The sequence below is a fragment of the Streptomyces sp. NPDC055243 genome (assembly GCF_044544025.1).
Lineage (GTDB): Bacteria > Actinomycetota > Actinomycetes > Streptomycetales > Streptomycetaceae > Streptomyces.
Window position 1 is genome coordinate 999,822 of the sequence record NZ_JBITWR010000002.1, and the last position, 20,047, is coordinate 1,019,868.

18 protein-coding genes are annotated in these 20,047 nt (G+C 71.3%); 10 read left to right on the forward strand and 8 right to left on the reverse strand.

Annotated elements, in window-relative coordinates:
• Nucleotides 1-7: 7 nt before the first annotated feature.
• From ACIGXX_RS09235 to ACIGXX_RS09260, 6 genes are read right to left on the reverse strand one after another with little or no spacing between them, the layout of a single operon-like run.
• Entirely contained in the window at nucleotides 8-1,096 is a 1,089-nt protein-coding gene (locus ACIGXX_RS09235; RefSeq protein ID WP_351161413.1) for an iron-siderophore ABC transporter substrate-binding protein, read from the reverse strand.
• The gene (locus tag ACIGXX_RS09240; RefSeq protein WP_399974101.1) at nucleotides 1,096-2,967 is read right to left on the reverse strand and encodes an ABC transporter ATP-binding protein; all 1,872 of its coding nucleotides are present in this window, start codon (nucleotides 2,965-2,967) and stop codon (nucleotides 1,096-1,098) included. Before ACIGXX_RS09240 ends, ACIGXX_RS09235 begins: the two co-directional genes overlap by 1 nt.
• Nucleotides 2,964-4,658 (reverse strand): ABC transporter ATP-binding protein, encoded by a 1,695-nt coding sequence (locus ACIGXX_RS09245; RefSeq protein WP_399974104.1) that lies wholly within the window; start codon nucleotides 4,656-4,658, stop codon nucleotides 2,964-2,966. The genes ACIGXX_RS09240 and ACIGXX_RS09245 overlap by 4 nt, the downstream gene beginning before the upstream one ends.
• Nucleotides 4,659-4,706: 48 nt before the next feature.
• Nucleotides 4,707-5,561 (reverse strand): ABC transporter ATP-binding protein, encoded by an 855-nt coding sequence (locus tag ACIGXX_RS09250; protein ID WP_361461213.1) that lies wholly within the window; start codon nucleotides 5,559-5,561, stop codon nucleotides 4,707-4,709.
• Between the two features lie 5 nt (nucleotides 5,562-5,566).
• Nucleotides 5,567-6,640, reverse strand: a complete 1,074-nt coding sequence (locus ACIGXX_RS09255; protein WP_399974108.1) for a FecCD family ABC transporter permease — start codon at nucleotides 6,638-6,640, stop codon at nucleotides 5,567-5,569.
• Nucleotides 6,637-7,662, reverse strand: coding sequence for a FecCD family ABC transporter permease (locus ACIGXX_RS09260; RefSeq protein ID WP_399974111.1), 1,026 nt, complete (start codon nucleotides 7,660-7,662; stop codon nucleotides 6,637-6,639). The genes ACIGXX_RS09255 and ACIGXX_RS09260 overlap by 4 nt, the downstream gene beginning before the upstream one ends.
• A gap of 217 nt (nucleotides 7,663-7,879) precedes the next feature.
• Here ACIGXX_RS09260 and ACIGXX_RS09265 point away from each other — a divergent pair, with 217 nt between their 5' ends.
• The 4 genes from ACIGXX_RS09265 to ACIGXX_RS09280 all read left to right on the forward strand — a co-directional run bounded on the left by ACIGXX_RS09265 (nucleotide 7,880) and on the right by ACIGXX_RS09280 (nucleotide 10,758).
• The gene (locus ACIGXX_RS09265; RefSeq protein WP_351161429.1) at nucleotides 7,880-8,425 is read left to right on the forward strand and encodes an FABP family protein; all 546 of its coding nucleotides are present in this window, start codon (nucleotides 7,880-7,882) and stop codon (nucleotides 8,423-8,425) included.
• A 164-nt stretch (nucleotides 8,426-8,589) separates the two neighbouring features.
• Nucleotides 8,590-9,105, forward strand: a complete 516-nt coding sequence (locus ACIGXX_RS09270; RefSeq protein ID WP_351161432.1) for a lytic polysaccharide monooxygenase auxiliary activity family 9 protein — start codon at nucleotides 8,590-8,592, stop codon at nucleotides 9,103-9,105.
• A gap of 88 nt (nucleotides 9,106-9,193) precedes the next feature.
• Nucleotides 9,194-10,273, forward strand: coding sequence for a dihydrodipicolinate reductase (locus ACIGXX_RS09275; protein WP_399974116.1), 1,080 nt, complete (start codon nucleotides 9,194-9,196; stop codon nucleotides 10,271-10,273).
• Between the two features lie 5 nt (nucleotides 10,274-10,278).
• The gene (locus ACIGXX_RS09280; protein ID WP_351161712.1) at nucleotides 10,279-10,758 is read left to right on the forward strand and encodes a carboxymuconolactone decarboxylase family protein; all 480 of its coding nucleotides are present in this window, start codon (nucleotides 10,279-10,281) and stop codon (nucleotides 10,756-10,758) included.
• Between the two features lie 31 nt (nucleotides 10,759-10,789).
• On the opposite strand, the gene ACIGXX_RS09285 is transcribed toward ACIGXX_RS09280, so the two are convergent.
• Nucleotides 10,790-12,442, reverse strand: coding sequence for a GMC oxidoreductase (locus tag ACIGXX_RS09285; RefSeq protein ID WP_351161438.1), 1,653 nt, complete (start codon nucleotides 12,440-12,442; stop codon nucleotides 10,790-10,792).
• 54 nt (nucleotides 12,443-12,496) lie between these two features.
• A complete protein-coding gene (locus ACIGXX_RS09290) occupies nucleotides 12,497-13,480 on the reverse strand; it encodes a PPK2 family polyphosphate kinase (protein ID WP_399974120.1) in 984 nt (327 codons plus the stop codon).
• Nucleotides 13,481-13,596: 116 nt separating this feature from the next.
• On the opposite strand from ACIGXX_RS09290, the gene ACIGXX_RS09295 reads away from it, so the two are divergent.
• The 6 genes from ACIGXX_RS09295 to ACIGXX_RS09320 all read left to right on the forward strand — a co-directional run bounded on the left by ACIGXX_RS09295 (nucleotide 13,597) and on the right by ACIGXX_RS09320 (nucleotide 20,041).
• Complete coding sequence (locus tag ACIGXX_RS09295; RefSeq protein WP_399974123.1) at nucleotides 13,597-14,271, forward strand: helix-turn-helix domain-containing protein; 675 nt, start codon at nucleotides 13,597-13,599, stop codon at nucleotides 14,269-14,271.
• Entirely contained in the window at nucleotides 14,268-15,575 is a 1,308-nt protein-coding gene (locus ACIGXX_RS09300; protein ID WP_399974126.1) for an MFS transporter, read from the forward strand. The genes ACIGXX_RS09295 and ACIGXX_RS09300 overlap by 4 nt, the downstream gene beginning before the upstream one ends.
• Before the next feature lie 111 nt (nucleotides 15,576-15,686).
• Complete coding sequence (locus ACIGXX_RS09305; RefSeq protein ID WP_351161446.1) at nucleotides 15,687-16,118, forward strand: hypothetical protein; 432 nt, start codon at nucleotides 15,687-15,689, stop codon at nucleotides 16,116-16,118.
• Between the two features lie 2 nt (nucleotides 16,119-16,120).
• Nucleotides 16,121-17,593: a caspase family protein gene (locus ACIGXX_RS09310; RefSeq protein ID WP_399974129.1), complete on the forward strand. Its 1,473-nt coding sequence runs from the start codon at nucleotides 16,121-16,123 to the stop codon at nucleotides 17,591-17,593.
• Nucleotides 17,594-17,783: 190 nt separating this feature from the next.
• Nucleotides 17,784-19,061, forward strand: a complete 1,278-nt coding sequence (locus tag ACIGXX_RS09315) for an ABC transporter substrate-binding protein (protein WP_399974132.1) — start codon at nucleotides 17,784-17,786, stop codon at nucleotides 19,059-19,061.
• Nucleotides 19,058-20,041 (forward strand): sugar ABC transporter permease, encoded by a 984-nt coding sequence (locus ACIGXX_RS09320; protein WP_366462807.1) that lies wholly within the window; start codon nucleotides 19,058-19,060, stop codon nucleotides 20,039-20,041. Before ACIGXX_RS09315 ends, ACIGXX_RS09320 begins: the two co-directional genes overlap by 4 nt.
• The last annotated feature ends 6 nt before the right edge of the window (nucleotides 20,042-20,047 follow it).

The following is a 20,047-nucleotide window of genomic DNA, read 5'->3' on the forward strand; positions in this document are numbered from 1 at the left end:
CATACGTTCACTGGTTCCCGGCGTGCGGCTTCACCCGTGTCGCGGTGTCGCCGTCGACGGCCGATGCCAGCTGCGGCACCAGGCGGTCCAGCATGTACGGCAGGCTCAGGACCGTCACGAAGGAGACGGAGTTGCCGTAGTCGCTGCTCTCCGCGACGTAGACCTCTCGGTCCTCCTTGGCCACGTCCAGATCGGCGTAGAGGGCGTTCTTGTCGAGCTTGGCCTCGTCCTTCGCCGGGTCGGACGCGATCCACACGATCGCGTCGGTGTCCAGCAGATCGGTGCGCTCCTTGCTGATGTTGGCGCCGAACTCATCGCCGATGACCTTGTCCAGGCCGCCGGGCAGGGTGAAGCCGAGACCGGTCAGGACCCGGGAGCGGGGGTCCTGGCTGCCGAACGCGAAGATTCCCTCGTACGGAGTGGCCATCACGGCGCTGGACTTGGCGAACGCGGGGTTCTTCTTGGTCGCGGTCTTGAAGTCGGCCTCGACGCCCGTCACCAGCTTCTTCGCCTCGGCCTCCTGGCCGAGCGCCTTGCCGATGGTCTCCGTCTGCCGCTGCCACGGGACCCCGAAGTCGTTGTACTCCTTGGGCTGGGCCACCACCGGGGCGAACTTCGACAGGGTCGTGTACTGCTCCTTGGTGAGGCCTCCGTAGACGGCCAGGATCAGGTCGGGGCGGAGGGCGGCGATCTTCTCCGTCTGCGGTCCGGTGCCGGTGTCCTTCAGGACGGTCGGCGCCTTGGCCTTGCCGAGCTCGTCGGATGCCCAGGGGCCGATGGCGCCCTTGTAGCCGCCGAGCCACTCGGTGGTGCCGACGGGCACCTTGCCCAGGGCGAGCACGGCGTCCTGGTCGGTGAGGCCGACGGTGACGATCCGCTTGGGTTCGGCCTTGACGGTGGTGCTGCCGTACTTGTGCGCGATGCTCACCGGGAAGGCGCCGTCCGCGGGCGCGGCGCCGTCCGAGCCCGTGTCGGCGTCGTCCCCGGAGCCGCAGGCCGTGGCGGTGCCGATGAGGAGGAGCGCGGAGGCGAGCGCGGTGGCGAGACGCGCCGGGCGTCGGGGAGAGAGGCGTACGCGTCTGGGGGAGCCGAGCATCAGTCGTCGTCCTTCACGGTGGAGGTGTCGGGGCCGGCATGCTGCGTGGGGGTCTTGTCGGGCGCGGTACGGGTGCCGGACCACGCCTGCCACAGGGAGGCGTAGGGCCCGGAGCCCTCGCGCAGTTCGTCGTGGGTGCCGCTCTCCACGATCCGGCCGCCGTCCATGACGACGATCCGGTCGGCGGTCGCGGCCTGGGTGAGGCGGTGCGCGACGACGAGCGCGGTACGTCCCTCGACCGCGCGGCCCGCGGCCTTCTCCAGGAGCCGCGCGCCGGTGCTGCCCGCCTCGGCCGTCGCCTCGTCGAGCACGGCCACCGGCGGGTCGGCCAGCATCAGCCGGGCCAGGGCCAGTTGCTGGACCTGGGCGGAGGTGAGGCGGTGGCCTCCGTCGCCCACGACGGTGTCCAGGCCGTCGGGCAGCGCTTCGACCCACTCCAGCGCGTCGACGTCGGTCAGCGCCGTGCGCAGCTCGTCGTCGGTGGCCTTGGGGTGGGCCAGGCGCAGGTCGTCCGCCAGCGGCCCGGCGAAGACGTGCGTCTCCTGGGTGACCAGGGCCACCGGCAGACCGCTGCCCCGGCCCGGCGTCCCGGTCAGCTGCACCGAGCCCGAAGTCGCCCGGTGCACCCCGGCGATGAGCTTGGCCAGGGTGGTCTTGCCCGCGCCGCTGGGGCCGACCAGCGCCACCCGTTCCCCGGCCCGGAGCGTGAGGTCCACGTTCTGCAGGACGGGCTGTCCGGGTACGTACGCGTGGTCGATGCCGATCACGGTGACGGTGCCGTCCGGCCGCGCACCGGGCTCGCGCGGCCGTGTCGCCTGTGTGGCCGCGGGCTCCGGGGTCGGCTCGTCGGCGACCCCGACCAGACGGGCGAGCGAGGCGGTCGCCGACTGGGCGTCGTCGAGGAGTACGAGTGCGGAGTTGACCGGCGTGAACAGGCTGTGGAAGTAGAGCGCGGCGGCGGTCGCGGTGCCGATGGACACGGAGTCCGCGCGGACGAGGAGGAAACCGGTGACGAGGACCGCGGTGAGGCCGGTGTACTCGGCGACGTGCAGCCGGTTGTAGAAGTCGAGGACCAGCCGTATGCCGCGCATCTTCAGCGCGACCGCGGTCGACGAACGCCGGGTCACCCGCGCGGTGTGCTCCTCCTCGATGCGAAAGCCCCGCACGGTGCCCGCGCCGGCGATGGTGTCCAGGAGCTGTTGCTGCTGGGCCCCGGTGGCGATGCGCTGCTGGGCGTAGAGCGGGACGGCGTGGCGGACGTACCAGCGGGCGGTGGTCGCCTGGACGGGCACCGCGAGGAGGGCCGCGACCAGGAAGCGCCAGTCGAGGACCGCCATCGCGGTCAGCGTCAGGAAGATGGCCAGGAGGGAGCGGGCCAGCTCGGGCAGGGCGCTGCGCACCGCCTCGCCGACCACCGAGACGTCCCGGGTCACGCGGGCGGTGAGGTCTCCGGCCCCGGCCTTCTCCACCTGTTCCAGCGGCAGCCGCAGGGCCTTCTCGACGAACCGCTCGCGCAGCTGCGCGAGCACGGTCTCACCGAGCCGGGAGATCAGCGACAGGCCGAGCGCGGTGGTCGCGCCGTGCGCGAGGGCGACCAGGACCAGCAGCACGACCGGGAGCGTGAGGTCCCCCGGCGGACGCTGGTCGGCCACCAGGTCGACCATGCGGCCGAGGAGCGGCTGGACCAGGAGTCCCACGCCGGTCGCCGCGATCATCACCGCGAAGCCGCCGACGGCCAGGCCGCGGTGCGGTCGCACCAGCTCGCGGACCGCGGCGCGGGTGCGCGGCGCGGTGGCGGTGGGCAGCAGCTCGCGGGTGTCCTGCTGCTGCTCGGAGGTGGTCTCGTTCATGTCGGAAGGGGTCTCGTTCATGCCAACACCGCCGTGCGATAGGCCTCGTGACGCTGGATCAGGTCGGCGTGCGGGGCCGAGTCGGTGACCCGTCCCTCGTCCAGGAGCACCACCCGGTCGGTGACCGAGAGCAGGGCGGGGCTCGTGGTCACCAGGACCGTGGTGCGGCCCTTGCGGATCTCGCGCAGACCGGCCGCGATGCGGGCCTCGGTCACGGCGTCGACCGCGGTGGTCGGATCGTGGACCACGAGGACGGGCCGCTCGGCCGCCAGCGCACGGGCCAGGGCGACGCGCTGGCGCTGCCCGCCCGAGAGCGCGTGGCCGCGCTCGCCGACCGGTGTGTCCTCGCCGTCCGGCAGGGTCTGGGCGACCTGCGCCACTCCGGCGGCCGCCATCGCCTGTTCCGGGTCGGTGCCGTCGGGCGCGGCGGCCGTGACGTTCTCGCGGACGGTGCCCGCGAAGAGGTCCGCGTCGTGATCGGCGACGAGCATCGCCGTGCGCAGCTCGGCCGGGTCGAGGTCCCGCAGGGATATGCCGTCCAGTGTGACGGTCCCGGTGGCGGGGTCGGTGCGCCGGGCCAGGCAGCGCAGCAGATCGGTGGCGTGGGCGGGATCGGTCGCGACGATGCCGAGCAGTTCGCCGGGCGCGACGTCGAGATCCACCCCGTGCAGCCCGCCGTGCCGTACGCCGTCGAGGCGGACGGCGCCGCGCACCGGCTGGGGCAGGCTCCGGTCCCCGGCGGTGACGGCGGGCGCGGTGGCGACGACCTCCGCGATCCGGCCGGCCGACGCACGGCCCTGGGCGAGCTCGGCGTTGACCCAGGCGAGGGTCTCCAGCGGGCCGATCAGGAAGAGCGCGAGGCCCACCGCCGACACCAACTCGCCGAGGCTGATGTTGCCCTGGGCGGCCAGCCTGCCGCCGACCAGCGCGACGGCGGCGATCAGGCACCCCGTGAGGGCGAGGACCACACCGCTCTGGAAGGCCTGCGCGCGTGCGGCCTTGAGCGTGGCCCCCAGGGAGTCGCGGCTGGTGGTGCGGTAGCGGGCGATGGCCGCCGACTCGCCGCCGATGCCCTTGAGGATCCGCAGGCCCGTCACCAGGTCGGCGGCGACGGCGGACGCGTGCGCGGCGCGCTCCTGCTCGGCCTCGCTGCGGCTTTCGAGGGGCTTGCTCAGCAGATGCCCGAGCCAGAGCAGCACCGGCGTGCCGAGCAGGACGACGAGGCCGAGCGTCAGTGACATCCGCAGCAGGACGACGGCGCAGGTGAGGATGCCCATCAGCGCCGAGATCCCGGCCATCAGGGCCATGTTGACGGCGCCGACCCGCTTGGCGTCCTCGGTCGCGATGTTGGCCAGGGCTCCCGGCAGGCGGCCTTCCTCGGCTCCGCCGCCGGGGTCGAGTATGCGGCGTACGAGAGAGATGCGCAGGGTGTGCTCGGCGCGGGCCGCGGCGCGCTCGCCGGCCATGGCGCCGAAGCGGAAGCTCAGCGCGAGGGCCACATAGCCGACGGCCAGGACACCGAGGCAGACGAGCAGGGCGCCGGTGTCGGAGTCGGTGACGGCCTGGTCGATCGCGACGCCGATCAGGACGGGGACCAGCGCCTCGCCTATCTGATGGCCGGAGCCCAGCACCGAGCCGACGGCGACGTCGCGCCGCTGCCCCCGTACCGACTTTTTCAGGACGTCCCGCCCCGACGGACTTGAAGAACTCACCCGCCACCCCTCCAGGGCCGGACATTGGAAAATCTAGGTGAGGCTACCCTAAGTTGGTTCGCCGTGGTGACGGCCCATGGGAATGACCAGCGGAGTCCCGCTGACGGGGTCCGGTGTGATGCGGCACTTCAGCTCGAAGACGTCCCGCACGACGTCCACGGTGATCACCTCGGCCGGGGTGCCTTCGGCCACGATCCGCCCCGCCTTCATGGCGACGACGTGATCGGCGTAGCGGCAGGCCTGATTGAGGTCGTGCAGCACCATCACGACGGTGCGGTTCTCGCGGCGGTTCAGGTCGGTGATCAGGTCGAGCACGTCGATCTGGTGCGCCAGGTCGAGATAGGTCGTCGGCTCGTCGAGGAGCAGGACGGGGGTGCCCTGGGCGACCGCCATGGCGATCCAGGCGCGCTGGCGCTGCCCGCCGGAGAGTTCGTCGACGGGACGGTCCGCGAGATCGGTCATGCCGGTCGCGGCCAGTGCCTCGTGGACGGCACGCTCGTCGGACTTCGACCACTGCCGCCACCAGGTCTGGTGCGGTGAACGGCCGCGGTTGACGAGGTCGACGACGGTGAGACCCTCCGGGGCGACCGGGCTCTGCGGCAGGATGCCCAGGCGCTGGGCCAGTTCGCGGCTGGGTATGGAGTGCAGGGCGCGGCCGTCCAGGTGGATGGCGCCGTCGCGGGGCGCGAGCAGCCGGGCCAGGGCACGCAGCAGGGTGGACTTGCCGCAGGCGTTGGCGCCCACGATGGCCGTGATCCGGCCCGGCGGGACGGACAGGTCCAGACGGTCCACCACGAGCCGGTTGCCGTAGGACAGGCGCAGGTCACTGGCGCGCAGGTCCACGTCGGTGGCCGGCGCGGGGCCCGCCGGGACGGGGTCGGTCGACAGGGAGTCAGCCGACATGGGGATCAACCTCCTGAGCCCGCGCGGTTGGCGCGGACGAGCAGCCAGAGCAGGATCGGCGCGCCAAGCACGCCGGTGACGATGCCGACCGGTAGTTCCGTGCCGGGGACGAGGGCGCGGGCGACGAGGTCGCTGCCGAGGACCACCACGGCCCCGGTCAGCCCCGATGCGAGGGCGGGCGGCCACGCGGTGCGGGCCAGGCGCTGGGTGATCTGCGGTGCGGCGAGCGCCACGAAGGCCACCGGCCCGGCGGACGCGGTGGCGAAGGCGACGAGCCCGACCCCGGTGAGCAGGACGGCCAGGCGCACCGGCTGTACGCGCGTGCCGAGCCCGGTGGCCACGTCGTCGCCCAGTTGCAGGGTGCGCAGCAGCCGTCCGAGGAGCAGCGCCGTCGGCAGCAGCACCGCGAGGGCGATGGCCAGCGGCCCGACCTGGCCCCACGTACGGCCGTTGAGATTGCCGACCAGCCAGCCCAGGGCGGCCTGTGCCTGGAAGCGTCCGCCCTTGGCCACCAGATAGTCGGTGGCGCTGGTGCAGATCCAGGCCACCCCGATGCCGACCAGGATGATCCGGTAGCCGGTGGCGCCGCGGCGCCAGGCCAGGGCGTACACGATGAGCGCCGTGGCCAGCGCGCCGAACAGCCCGAGGGCCTGCGTGCCCAGGCCGCCGCCCCAGCCAAGGACGATCCCCGCGACGACGGCGGTGCCCGCGCCCTGGGTCAGGCCGATCATGTCGGGGCTGGCCAGCGGATTGCGGGTCATGGTCTGGAACAGCGCCCCGGACACGCCGAAGGCGAATCCGGCGAGCAGCCCGACCAGCGCGCGGGGCAGCCGCAGCTCCTGGACCACGAGCACGGTGCCCGGGTCGCCGGAACCGGCCAGGGCACGTACGACATCGGCGATGGCGATCGGATAGTCGCCGATCGACAGGCCCCAGCAGAACAGCAGGAAGCCGACGACGGCGAGTACGGCGCCCAGCGCCACGAGCCGGGGGCGCAGGACCCCGGAGACGGGCGGCACGGTCAGCCGGTAGGTGCGGAAAGAGGAGCCGAGCGCGGTCTTCGGAGCACTCATGCTCATACCTCCGACAGATGGCGTCGGCGGACCATGGCGATGAAGAACGGGCCGCCGATGAAGGCGACGACGACGCCCGCCTGGATCTCGGTGGGGCGCGCGACGACCCGTCCGACGATGTCGGCGGCGAGCAGCAGGCACGGGGCGAGCACCGCGGAGAGCGGAAGCAGCCAGCGGTGGTCCGGGCCGATCCCCGCCGACTGGGCGAGCACGCGCGCCACATGCGGGACGATCAGCCCGATGAAGACGACGGGACCGATCACCGCGACCGCCGCGCCGGTCAGCAGCGTGACCGCGGCGACGCCCTGGAGCCGGACCAGTCCGAGCCGCCGCCCCAGCGAGGCCGCCACGTCGTCGCCAAGGGCCAGGCTGTTGAGGGCCGGTGCGCACGCCAGGGCGAGGGCCGCGCCCACGGCGATGAAGGGCAGGATGCGCAGGACCGTCGCGCCGTCCTGGTCGGCCATCGAACCGGCCGAGAAGAAGCGGTAGCGGTCCAGGGCGTCGGGGTCGGTGAGCGCGATCGCGCTGGTGAGCGAGGAGAGCAGCGAGGTCACCGCGACGCCGGCGAGCGCCAGTTTGACCGGCGTCAGACCGGAGCGGCCCAGCCTGCATAGGAGATAGACCACGACGCTCGCCACCAGGGCGCCCGCGAAGGCGAACCAGACGTACCCGTGGAACGAGCCGACGCCGAGCACCCCGACGGCCAGGACGATGGCGAAGGAGGCACCTGCGCTGACACCGAGAATGCCCGGGTCCGCGAGCGGATTGCGGGTCAGGGCCTGCATGAGCGCGCCGGAGAGACCGAGGGCCGCGCCCGCCGCGAGGCCGAGCGTGGTGCGGGGCACGCGCGCCGACCAGACGATGTTCTCCACGAGCCGGCTGGGCGCGTGGCCGAACAGCGCCCGCACGACCTGGTCCGGCGGAACGTTCGCCGCACCGAGGGCGATCGACAGGACGCAGAGCGCGGCCAGGGCGGTGCAGAGCAGAGCCACGAGAAGGGCTGGACGGGCCCTTTTGCTCCGTGTCACCTTGCGGTCTCCAACTGCCAACTCCCTTGAGGGCGGCGGGACTTGGACGTGATGCGGGGCGCGATCTCCGCCACAGTCGGGCCGGTCGATGAGGTTACCCTAACTTTTCGGCCACCGCCGGTGAGGGCCCCGCCGCTGCCGTCGCCGTCGGACCCCTGCCCCCGTGGACCCCTAGGCTTCCTCCAGGCACCGACCCCGACTCCCTGGAGCGCACACCGTGTTCGACCCCGCACCGGCGCAGCACCCGTACCCCGACGCTCACCGGCCGGACGAGGCACCGGCACCGCACGCGCTGCTCACGCCCGTGCTCGGACTCCTGGGCAGTTGGCACGGGCGGGGCCAGGGCGAGTACCCGACCCTGGAGGCCGACTTCACGTACGCCCAGGAGGTCACCTTCAGCCACGACGGCCGCCCCTTCCTCCGGTACGAGGCACGGGCCTGGCTCCTCGACGCCGACGACGCACCGCTGCGGCCCTCGGCCCGGGAGAGCGGATGGTGGCGGCTACAGCCCGACGGCCGGGTGGAGGCGCTGATCACCCAGCCCACCGGCATCGCCGAGATCGCGGTGGGCCACGCGGCCGGCAACACGATCGACCTCTCCACCAGCGAGGTGGCCCGCACCCCCACCGCCAAGGAGGTCAAGGCGACCCGCCGCCGCTACACGCTCACCGACGACGGCCAACTGACCTTCGTCCACGACCTCGAAGCGGTCGGCCAGCCGCTGCAGCACCACCTCTCGGCACACCTGCGCCGCACGGCGTAGCCGCCTCCCGCGGCGCCTCCCGCCGCGCCGCCCGCACGTGGCCCGAAAGCGGCCTTGACCGAGGCTCGCCGAAGTCTATGGTCTGGACTAATCGGCCAACGAGAACATCTGGCCTCAGCACTTCACGCACGCCCCCCACTCACAGCGCCGTGAAGGAGTCACGCATGCACAGGAAGCGGAAGTTGGCCGCCATGATCGGTGCGGGCCTCGCCCCGGTCCTCGCGCTCACGCTGCCCACCGGTTCGGCCAGTGCGCACGGGTACGTCAACGCACCGGCCAGCCGCCAGGCGCAGTGCGCCGCGCGCACCATCGCGTGCGGCGACATCAAGTACGAACCGCAGAGCGTCGAGGGCCCCAAGGGCCTGCGCAGCTGCAACGGCGGCAACGCGCGGTTCGCGGAGCTGAACGACGACAGCAAGGGGTGGAAGGTCAGCAACGTGAGCAGGACGCAGACCTTCACCTGGACGTTCACCGCACGGCACCGCACCGCGAACTACGAGTACTTCGTCGACGGCACGAAGGTCGCCACGATCGACGGCGGCAACCAGCAGCCACCCGCCACCGTCTCGCACCAGGTCAACCTCGGCAGCGCCACCGGCAGGCACAAGGTGCTCGCGGTCTGGAACATAGGCGACACCTCGAACGCCTTCTACGCGTGCATCGACGTCAACATCCGCTAGGGCAGCCGTCCATGACCCGCGTCCTCGACGTAAATCTCTCCGGTCATGGCCCTATGAACTGATACGCCCTCTGGTTACCCTCCGCCGCATGATTTCCACGGTTGTCTGGGGAACCGGAAATGTCGGCCGAGCGGCCATCCGTGCCGTCGAGGCCCACCCGGCGCTGAAGCTCACCGCCGTGCTCGTCCACACTCCCGACAAGGTCGGCCGCGACGCGGCCGACCTCGCCGGGCTCGACGAACGTCTCGGCGTCGCGGCGACCGACGACATCGACGCCGTCCTCGCGGCATCACCCCAGGCCGTGGTGTACGCGGCCTCCGGCGACATCCGCCCCGACGAGGCCCTGGCCGACGTCGGCCGCGCGATCCGGGCCGGGGCCGTCGTCGTCACCCCCGCGCTGTACGCCCTCTACGACCAGCGCAACGCCCCGCCCGAGCTGCGCGATCCGCTCCTCGCCGCCATCGCGGACGGCGGCGGCTCCCTCTTCGTGTCCGGCGTCGACCCCGGCTGGGGCAACGACGTCCTGCCGCTGCTGATCAGCGGCCTTGGCAGCACCGTCGACGCGATCCGCTGCCAGGAGATCTTCGACTACTCCACGTACGACCAGGAGGATTCCGTACGCCACCTGATCGGCATGGGGCATCCGATGGACTACGAGCCCCTGATGCTCGCCGAGACCGTCCCGACCATGGTGTGGGGCGGCCAGATACGGCTGATGGCCAGGGCGCTCGGCGCCGAACTCGACGACATCCGCGAGACGTTGGAGCGGCGCGCGCTCGACACCTCGGTGAGCACGCGGACGATGGGCGACTTCGCGGCGGGCACCCAGGGCGCGGTGCGCTTCGAGGTGCAGGGCATCGTCGGGGGAGAGCCTCGCATCGTCATCGAGCACATCACCCGCATCCACCCGTCCTGCGCACCGGACTGGCCGTCGCCGCCCGACGGCGCGGGCGCGCACCGCGTGATCGTCGAGGGCCGCCCGCGCATCGAGGTCACGGTCGAGGCCACCGACGAGGGCGAGAACCGGTCGGCGGGCGGCAACGCCACCGCGGTCGGCCGGCTGGTCGGCGCCATCGACTGGCTCGTGGCCGCGGAACCCGGACTCTACGACGCGCTCGACGTCCCGCTGCGTCCCGCGACCGGCAAGCTCGGAAGGAGCAAGCAATGAGCTCGATGCACATCGACATCCCCGAGGGCCAGGAGCCGATCGGGTACGTGTGGGGCGACATGGTCCCCGGGATCGGCATGGCCGCCGCGAACTTCTCGCTGTCGGTGTACGAGCACACGACACTGGGGCTGCGGGAGTTCGAGGCCGCGCGGCTGCGCGTCGCGCAGATCAACGGATGCCTGTTCTGCCTCGACTGGCGGACCGAGCGCGAGGGCCAGAAGGTCGAGGAGGAGTTCGCCGAAGCGGTCACCCAGTGGCGCACCACCGACGCCTTCGACGACCGGACACGTCTTGCCGCCGAGTACGCCGAGCGGTACGCCCTGGATCACCATGGCCTCGACGACGAGTTCTGGACGCGGATGACCGCGCACTACAGCCAGCGCGAGATCGTGGAGCTGAGCATGAGCATCGGCTCCTGGCTGGCGTTCGGCCGGCTCAACCACGTGCTCGGCCTCGATGCGGTGTGCGTCCTGCCCGGGCACTGACGCGCAGTGCCCCGGCGCCGAGGGGCCGTGGCTACAGATCGGTCGCGATGATCTTCTCGATGTTCCGTTCGGCGAGCGCCGTGATGGTGACGAACGGGTTGACGCTCGTGTTGCCGGGGATCAGCGAGCCGTCGATGACGTACAGGCCGGGGTGTCCGTGCAGCCGGCCGTAGTTGTCGGTGGCCTTGTTCAGGACGGCGCCGCCGAGCGGGTGGTAGGTGAGATGGTCGCCCCAGATCTTGTACGTGCCGAACAGATCGGTGCGGTAGATCGTCCCCTCCTTTGAGTTGATCTTGTCGAAGATGGTCTTGGCCGCGTCGATGGACGGCTGCTTCCAGGCGGTCTGCCAGTTCAGCTCGGCCTTGCCCGCGGCCGCGTTCCAGGAGAAGGAGGCGCGGTTCGGGTTCCTGGTGATCGACAGGTAGAACGAGGCGTAGGTCTCGATCCCGGTGGGCAGCGGCGCGACCTCGGCGAACGCGCCACCGGCCGCCCAGTTGTCGATGCCGCCGGTGGGGATGGCCGACTGGACCTTGCCGGTCGCGTCCCACATGTGGTTGGCGCGGCCGCACATGACGTTGCCGTTGTCGCCCCAGCCCTTGCCGATCTCCCCGTTCAGGTTCGGCAGAGCGCCGGTGGCTTTCAGTTTGACGAGTAGTTTGCTGGTGCCGACGCTGCCCGCGGCGAAGAACACCCTGTCCGCGGTCACGGTCTTGGTGGCGGTGGTGGTGCCGGTGGTGTTGAGCTGCTCGATGACGACGGTGTAGCCGCCGCCGGACGCGGGGGAGACCGTGGTGACCTTGTGCAGCGGGGAGATGGTGACCCTGCCGGTCGCGGTGGCCTTGGCGATGTAGGTCTTCTGGAGGGACTTCTTGCCGTGGTTGTTGCCGTAGAGGATCTCGCCGGCGACCGCCGACTTGGGGACCGTTCCCGCCGCCTCCTGCTTCATGTAGTCCCAGTCGTAGACGCCGGGCACGAAGAGGAACGGGAATCCGGAGCGCTGGGCGTGCTTGCGGCCGACCCGCGAGTACTGGTAGCAGTCGACGCTGTCGAACCAGGCCGGGTCGATGGTGCTGACGCCGAGACCGGCGTTGGCCCGCGGGTAGTAGGTGGAGTACATCTCGTCGGCGTTGACCGACGGGAGGACGGCGCCGAAGTTCTCGCGCTTGGGCGTGACCGCCATGCCGCCGTTGACCAGTGAGCCGCCGCCGACGCCGCGGCCCTGGTAGACGATGATCCCGCCCATCTCCTCGGCGTCCAGGATTCCGGTGTAGCGGGGGATGTCCTTGTCGATCGGGAAGCCGAGGAAGTTGCTCAGGGGCTGCTTGGTCCTGGTGCGCAGCCAGAAGGAACGGGCGTCGGGCGAGGTCGTGTGGGCGAAGATCTTGCCGTCGGAGCCGGGGGTGTCCCAGGCCATGCCCATCTCGATCATGTGGACGTCGACGCCCGCCTGGGCCAGGCGCAGGGCGGCGACGGAGCCGCCGTACCCGGTGCCGATCACCAGGACGGGGACGCGGGCCCCGTCGCCGATGGGTCCGGCCGCGGCCGTCGCGTCCGGCTGGGCGGAGGCCGGGGGGATGGCCTGGGCGGAGAGGGTGACGGCTCCCAGAATAGAACCGGTTCCAGCTATGAATCTTCGCCGTGTGACGCCCTCTGGGGCAGTGATGCGCGTGGTAGTGCCACTCATGTGACGTTCCTCACTCTCGTAGGAATGGGAACGAGTTCTACTGCTACTGGCGCATTAAGTCACTGCATACCTAGAGGTAACTTCTGTCCGATCTTGTGCCTGTGCGGAGCCGTCGCCCAGGAGCTGCTTCCTGGCCAGGCCGACGTCGAAGCCCGCCTTCGGGTACTGCGGATCGAGCATCTTCAGGTGCTCCAGGAGCAGGCTGCTGATCGCCCAGTTCCGGTACCACTTGCGGTCCGCCGGGATGAGGTACCACGGGGCGTGCGCCGTCGAGCACCGTTCGAGCGCGATCTCGTACGCCTCCTGGTAGGCGGGCCACAGGGCGCGTTCCGCGATGTCGCCGGGGTTGAACTTCCAGTGCTTGTCCGGGTTGTCGAGGCGTTCGAGCAGTCGGCGCCGCTGCTGTTCGTACGAGATGTGCAGGAAACACTTGATGACGGTGACGCCGTCCTCGGCGAGGGTCTGCTCGAACTGGTTGATCCGGCCGTAGCGGCGGCCGAGGTCGCTGGGCGGGACCAGTTCTCGGACGCGGGCGATGAGGACGTCCTCGTACTGCGAGCGGTCGAAGATGCCGATCTCGCCGGGCAGCGGGAGTGCCTGCGTGATGCGCCAGAGGAAGGGGTGGCTCAGCTCCTCCGGCGTGGGCGACTTGAAGGCCCTGATGCGGCAGCCGGAGGGGTTGAACTGGCCGATGACGTGCTTGACCGTGCCGCCCTTGCCGCTGGTGTCCATGCCCTGGAGCACGAGAAGCACGCGGCGGCGGTCGCCCGCGGTGCTCGCCGCGTAGAGGCGCTCCTGGAGCTCGGCGAGCTGTTCGCCCATCCGGGCGGTGGCCAGGACTCCGGCGGCCTTGTCCGCCGGGCCCGCCGGGGTCGCGTCGGCCGCGTACGAGGCGAGCTTCACCCGCTCGCCCTCGGGGATGCGCAGCAGCTCGCGGAGCGGGGCCGGGGCGGGGGCGGAGGCCTTGCCGGACTGCTTTCCGGCCTCCTTGCCCCGCTTCTTCTTGTCCTTCTTGGAGTCCTTCTTGTCCTTGGCCACGAAGCGGCCCCTTCCGCCGGTTTTCCTCGATGGTGCGCAGGGGGAGGGGGCGCCGCCACTCGGACCGAGCCGGTCGGCGCATCCTTGTAAAGGAGTCTTTCTAAAGATAGCTTTATATGGTGGACGAGACTCCGGAGAACCCCATCCCCCCCGAGCGCAGCATTCAGCTCACCGACCCCCGGGCCCTGCGGGCCTACGCCCACCCCACGCGCATGGCCCTGGTCGGCCTGCTGCGGCAGAGCGGTCCCTTCACGGCCACGCGTGCCGCCGAGCTGACCGGCGAATCCGTGGCCAGCTGCTCCTACCACCTGCGGATACTGGCGAAGTACGGACTCGTCGACGAGGCCCCCGGCGGCCGGGGGCGCGAAAAGCCGTGGCGGGCGACAGCCCGGTTCACCGACTGGCCCGGCTACAGCGAGGACCCGTCCGTCGCCGAAGCGTCGGACGCACTGTCCGCCGCGGTCGCCCGGCGGTACTTCGATCGGGCCGCCCGGGCCATGGAGAAGCGCCACACGCTGCCGCGGGCCTGGCAGGAGGCGGAGCAGTTCAGCGACTCGCTCCTGCACCTCACCCCCGAGGAGCTGACCGACATCGGCGAGCGCATCGACGCGCTGCTGCGGCCTTACGAGGACCGGGGGACCGATCCGGCCCGGCGCCCCGAGGGCACGCGCACCGTCAGCGTGGTGCGGCTCGCTTTCGTGGACCGCGAGATCCCCGAGGGCGCCCCGGACGGCGACGGCGAGGCGGACGAGGGGACGGGCGGGGACCCGGAAGGGGAGTCCGGAGCATGAGAAAGGCGAGAGCAGGGGCAGGGGCAGGAATGTGGGCGGGGGCGGGGATACGGCAGCGCATACCCGCCCTGCTGCGCGAGCGGACCTTCCGGAGTTACTGGACCGGGCGAACCGTCTCGCTCGTCGGCGACGAGATCTCCCTGATCGCCATCCCGCTCGCCGCCGTGCTCGTCCTCGGCGCCGACGCCGCCGAGATGGGCTGGCTGAAGGCGGCCGAGCTGCTGCCCGCGCTCCTCCTCAACATCCCGCTGGGCGCCTGGGCCGACCGGCAGGCCCGGCGGAGGCGCGCCATGATCGCCGCGGACCTGGTGCGCGCGGCACTGCTGGTGTCGCTCCCGGTCGCGTATCTGCTCGACGTCCTGACCCTGACGCAGCTCTATGTGACGGCCTTCGGGATCGGCGCGCTGACCGTGCTCTTCGAGGCATGCAACAACAGCCTGTTCGTGGCGCTGGTGTCGCGCGAGCGCTATGTGCAGGCCAACTCGCTGGTCAACGGAAGCCGTTCGATGTCCTGGCTGGCCGGACCCGGCATCGGCGGGCTTCTGGTGCAGTTCCTCACCGCCCCCTTCGCCCTGCTCGCGGACGCCTGCACCTATCTCGCGTCGGCCCGCTTCCTCGCACGCATCGACCCCGTCGAACCCGTGCCCGCGCCAGTCGGCAAGGGGCACTTCACGGCCGGCCTGCGGTGGGTGGTCAAGGAGCCGTCGATGCGGGCGCTGTTCGCCTGGTCGGGGACCATCCAGTTCTTCAACTACATGTTCCACACGCTCTTCGTGCTGTACGTGACGGTCGAACTGGGCCTGAGCGCGGGCGTTCTCGGCGCGATCCTGAGCGCCGGTGCCGTCGGCGGTCTGATCGGCGCCGTGAGCAGCGGCAGGATCGTGGCCCGCTTCGGCATCGGCCCCTCGATCCTGTGCGGGTCCGTGGTGTTCACCCTGCCCCTGGTGCTCGTACCGCTCGCCGACGGGCCGGTGCCGCTCGTCGTCGTGACGCTCTTCGCCGCCGAATTCCTCAGCTGCGTCGGCGTGATGGTCATCGACATCGCCTCCGCGTCCCTCCAGATGGTGCTGATCCCCGAGGCCATCCGCTCCCGGGTGATGGGCGCCTTCCGCACCCTGAACCACGGCTTCCGCCCCCTGGGCGCCCTGCTCGGCGGCGCCCTGGGCGCGGCGCTAGGTCTGCGCCCCACGCTCTGGATCGGCACGGCAGGCGCGGTCCTTGCGATCCTGTGGCTCCTGCCGTCCCCGATCCCCGCCACCCGGTCCCTCCCCGAACCGGCCCCCCAGGACACCATCCCCGCCTGAGCGCGCCGCCGGGCGGGACGCCCCGATCAGGCCGCCGGAAAGCCCGGTGCCCCCGCCAGGCGCGTTCTACGATGAGCACCGCGCATCACCTCAGGGGGAAGGGGCCGGCTCGTGGAGGTCAATCTCACGTTCGGCGACGGAACCTCGGGCGCCCACGAACAGAGCGACGAGTTCGCGGCGTCCGTGCTGTCGCTGTATCGCTGGCTGGTGACGGAGCCCGAACTGCGCGGTCACGCCCGGGTGTCCACCGGGACGCGGCAGGCCGAGCAGGGACGCATGGGTGACGGTCTTGACCTCGTCAACGTCGTCCTGGCCAACAGCATCGCCTTGGGCGGCCTGGTCACGGCCGTCGCCGCGTGGAGGGGCTCGCGTCCGCGTCCGCCGCAGGTGCGGCTCGAACGGGACGGCGTCGTGATCGACCTGCGGGACTGTTCCCCGGAGACCGTCGAACAGGTCCTGCGGCTGTGGAACCAGGGCCCCGGCGCATCACCGCCCCCGCAGCCGGCGCCCGCACCCGCCCCGGCGGACGGGGATGACGAGTAACCGTGGCGCTGCTGTCGGATCCGGCCCGCTCCGAGGCCGTACTGGTCGGTGTCCACGACTACACCCACCTGGCAGGCCTGCCCGCCGTCGCCCGCAACCTGAAAGGGCTGCAAGCCGTGCTGACCGACCCCGCCATCTGGGGTCTTCCCGAGGGTGCCTGCACGGTGATCTCCCAGCCGGGCAGCGCCGGACGGGTTCTTGACGTGGTGCGGGACCGGGCACACCGGGCCCTGGACACCCTGCTCGTCTACTTCGCCGGACACGGTCTGACGGACCCGCACACCGAGGAGCTGTACCTGGCCCTGCCCGACTCGGACGGCGAACGTGAGTACACCTGGCTGCGGTACGAGTACCTGCGCAGGGCCGTGCTCGATCCGCGGGCCCGCGCCCGGCGCACCGTGCTGATCCTCGACTGCTGCTACAGCGGCCGTGCCCTGGTCGGCAAGATGAGCGCGAGCGCACACGTCGCGGACCAGGCCGTCGTCGACGGGACGTGCGTGATCGTGTCCTGCGCCGAGACGCGCCCCGCGCTGTCCCTGCCCGGCGAGACGTACACCGCGTTCACCGGCGAGCTCATCACGACCCTTGGCGAGGGAGTCGCGGGCAAGCCCGATCCGCTGGACATGGACACCCTCTACCGGGACGTACGGCGGGCGCTGACCGCCAAGTCCCGCCCGGTGCCGCAGCAGCGCAACCGCAATCTCGGCGGCGACATCGCCATCGCCCGCAACATGGCCGCGGCCCGCGGCGCACCGTCCCCGCCGGACCTGTCGAGCCTGGACCTGCGGCAGCGGGAGGCGGAGGAGCGGCTCGCGCGGTTGGAGCGGCGGGCGGAGCAGATGCGCCTGGAGAGCGAGGGGTTGCGCCGAGAGGCGGAGCAGCGTGCCCGGGAGACCGTCGAGACCGCGCAACGCCTGGCGTCGGCGGTGGCGGCCGCTCCCGAGCCCGACTTCCAGCCGTTCTGGTTCGCGGTGCCGGTCGCGCGCCCGCTGATGGGCGAGGACGGAAAGCTGCAGCCGATCGCGGAGCTGGCCTCGGGCGTCTGGCACCTGGCCGTGGGGAGGCGCGGAACAGCGCTTGTCGCCATGACCCAGGAAGGCCATCGCGGGCTTCTGCTCGACGTCTCGGAACTCCAGTGGGGTGTCAGCGAAGAACCCGATGGGCGCAAGGAGCCCAGTCCGTACGGCAGAAGCAACACCGAGTCGCTGCGACGCACCCAGCGGGCCGTGCGCGAGGCCCGGCGCCTTGTCGACGCGGTGACCGCCTCCGACGATCCGGACTTCGAGCCGTTCTGGTTCGCGGTGCCGGTCGCGCGCCCGCTGATGAGTGAGGACGGCGCCCTCGAACAGGTGGCGGAGCTGCGACCCGGCACGTGGTACCTGGCGGTCGAGCAGCGGGGCGAGGGGCTCGTCGCGCAGACCCAGGACGGCCGACGCGGGTTCCTGCTCAACACCTCCAACATCCAGCGGGGCTGATCGCCGCCGACCGCGGACCAGAGAGGGCCGCCAACTCCCTTGTGTCACAGGCGTTTTGGCGTCGTGCGGGGCATTGACATCCCAACCCCGCATAGAGAAGCTCCATCACGCCCGTGTTAACGCTAACACCGGGCCGACACACACCTGGGGGGAGCCACCCATGTCAGGTAGTCGTCACAGCCTTCATCCGGTGCCAGGCCCCGCGCCCGACCGCCGCACCGTCCTCGCCGCGGCCGCCGCAGGAGCGCTCGCCACGGCCTGCGCGACCGCCGGCGGACAGCCTCCCGGCAAGGTCGCCGTGCTCGGCGACAGCGCCGCCTGGGAGAAGCCCATGGCCGCCGCGGGGGCGGCCATGAAGTCCGTGGCGGGCCTGCGCCTCGTGCCGGAGGTCAACCCGTCCCTGGAGTCGTTCGAGCAGGTCGTCAAGTCCTCGCTGCGCACCAGCAAGACACCGGACATGCTCAAGTACTGGTCGGGCTACCGGCTCCAGGACCTCGCGCGCACCGGCGGCATCGTCGACCTGACCCGGCAGTGGGACCGGGCCGTCGGGAAGGGCTGGGTCGACGCCTCGTTACGGGACGCGTTCACCTACCGGGGGCGGGTCTACGCCCTGCCGATGAACCTCGCGTACTGGGTCTTCTTCTACAACATCGAGGTGTTCGAGGAGCACCGCCTCCAAGCCCCCAGGACCTGGGCCGACTTCCTCACCGTCTGCGAGCGCCTCAAGGAGAGCGGGATCAGCCCGCTGCACGGCTCGGCGGCCGACCGCTGGCCCGCCTTCATCTGGTTCCAGGAGATCCTCAGCCGCCAAGACCCGCGGTTCTACGAGGACTTGATGAACGGCCGCGAGCGGTACACCGACCCGCGCGCCGAACGCGCCCTGCGCACCGTGGAGTCCTTCTTCGACAAGGACTGGTTCACGCCCATGGACATGAGCCACGCCTCCGCCGCCCCGGCCCTCGTCCACGGCAAGGTCGGGATGGTCCCCTGCGGCACCTGGCTCGGCTCCACCCTCGTGGGCGCGGGCGCGAAGCCGGGCAAGAACCTCGGCGCCTTCGTCCTGCCCATGGCGGACCCGAAGGCCCGCCCCTGCGTCGTCTTCGAGTCCAGCGGTCTCGTCTCCACCGTCAAAGGCCCCGACCGGACGGAGGCGCTGGAAGCGGCGGGCAACTGGATGCACCCCGCCGTCATGAAGGCCTTCTCGCACAGCCTCCAGGACGGCTGCCCCAACCCGAAGGTGGAGCCCCCGAACCCGGTGATCGCCGGTCTCGCGAAGAAGGTCCGCGGCGACAGGCTCTGGCTGCTCAACCGCTTCTGGGAACAGGGGCCGCCCGAACTCGTCGAGGCGACCGTCGACGACCTGGCCGGGTTCCTGCTGAACCCGTCCTCCCACCGCAAGGTGCTGCGGACCATGCAGGACCGCGCGGACGAGGCATGGCGGGTGTGGCGGGAGGCGGAGGAGACATGACCGAGATCGTGACCCCCGCCGAGACCGCCGCGAAGCCCGTGCGCGTACGCCGCCGCGTCCCGACCCGCACCCCGCACCAGGCCGCCCGAGGCAACGGCAGGCTCGGCGGACCGCTCGCCGCGCTGCCCTGGGCGCTGCCCGCCTTCGCCTTCGTCGGCGTCCTGCTCGTCTATCCGTTCTTCCGCAGCGTCTACGACAGCTTCTTCGAGGACAACGGCTTCACGAGCAGCTTCACCGGCCTCGACAACTACGCGCGCCTCGCCGACGACCCCATGTTCGGCCGCTCGCTGCTCAACACCCTGATGTGGGTGGCCGGGACCCTGCTGCTGCCCGTCCTGGCCGGACTGCTCATCGCCGTCGCCACACACCGGACGCGTCTTGGCGGCATCGCGCAGCTCGTCATCGTGCTGCCGTACGCCATCTCCGCGGCCGCCACCGCGGTCCTGTGGAACTTCATGCTGACGTCCGACGGCGCGGTCAATCAGGTACTTCGCGGGGTCGGCCTGGACTCGTGGGCGCAGACCTGGCTCCTGGAATGGCCGCAGAACACGCTGTCGATGATCGTCGCCAGCACGTGGCAGGCCACCGGGCTCAACGTCGTCCTCTTCGCGATCGGGCTGCGGGCCATTCCCCAAGACACCGTCGAGGCGGCCCAGCTGGACGGCGCGAGCGGCTGGCGGATGTTCCGGTACATCACGCTGCCCCAGCTGCGGGCCGTGACCGTCGTCGTGGTCGGGATGGCCGTCGTGAACAGCCTCAAGGCGTTCGACATGATCTGGATCCTCACCAAGGGCGGCCCGTCCCGCTCCTCCGAGACCCTCGCCCTGAGCATGTACCGCGAGGCGTTCCGGCTCTTCCACATCGGCTACGGATCGGCGATCGCCCTCGTCCTGTCGGTGATCGTCGTCGCCTCCTCGTGGATGTACCTGCGCCGCCAGATGCCCGAGGCCGACGCCCGCGCCGCCAACGCCAAGGCCTGAGGAGGC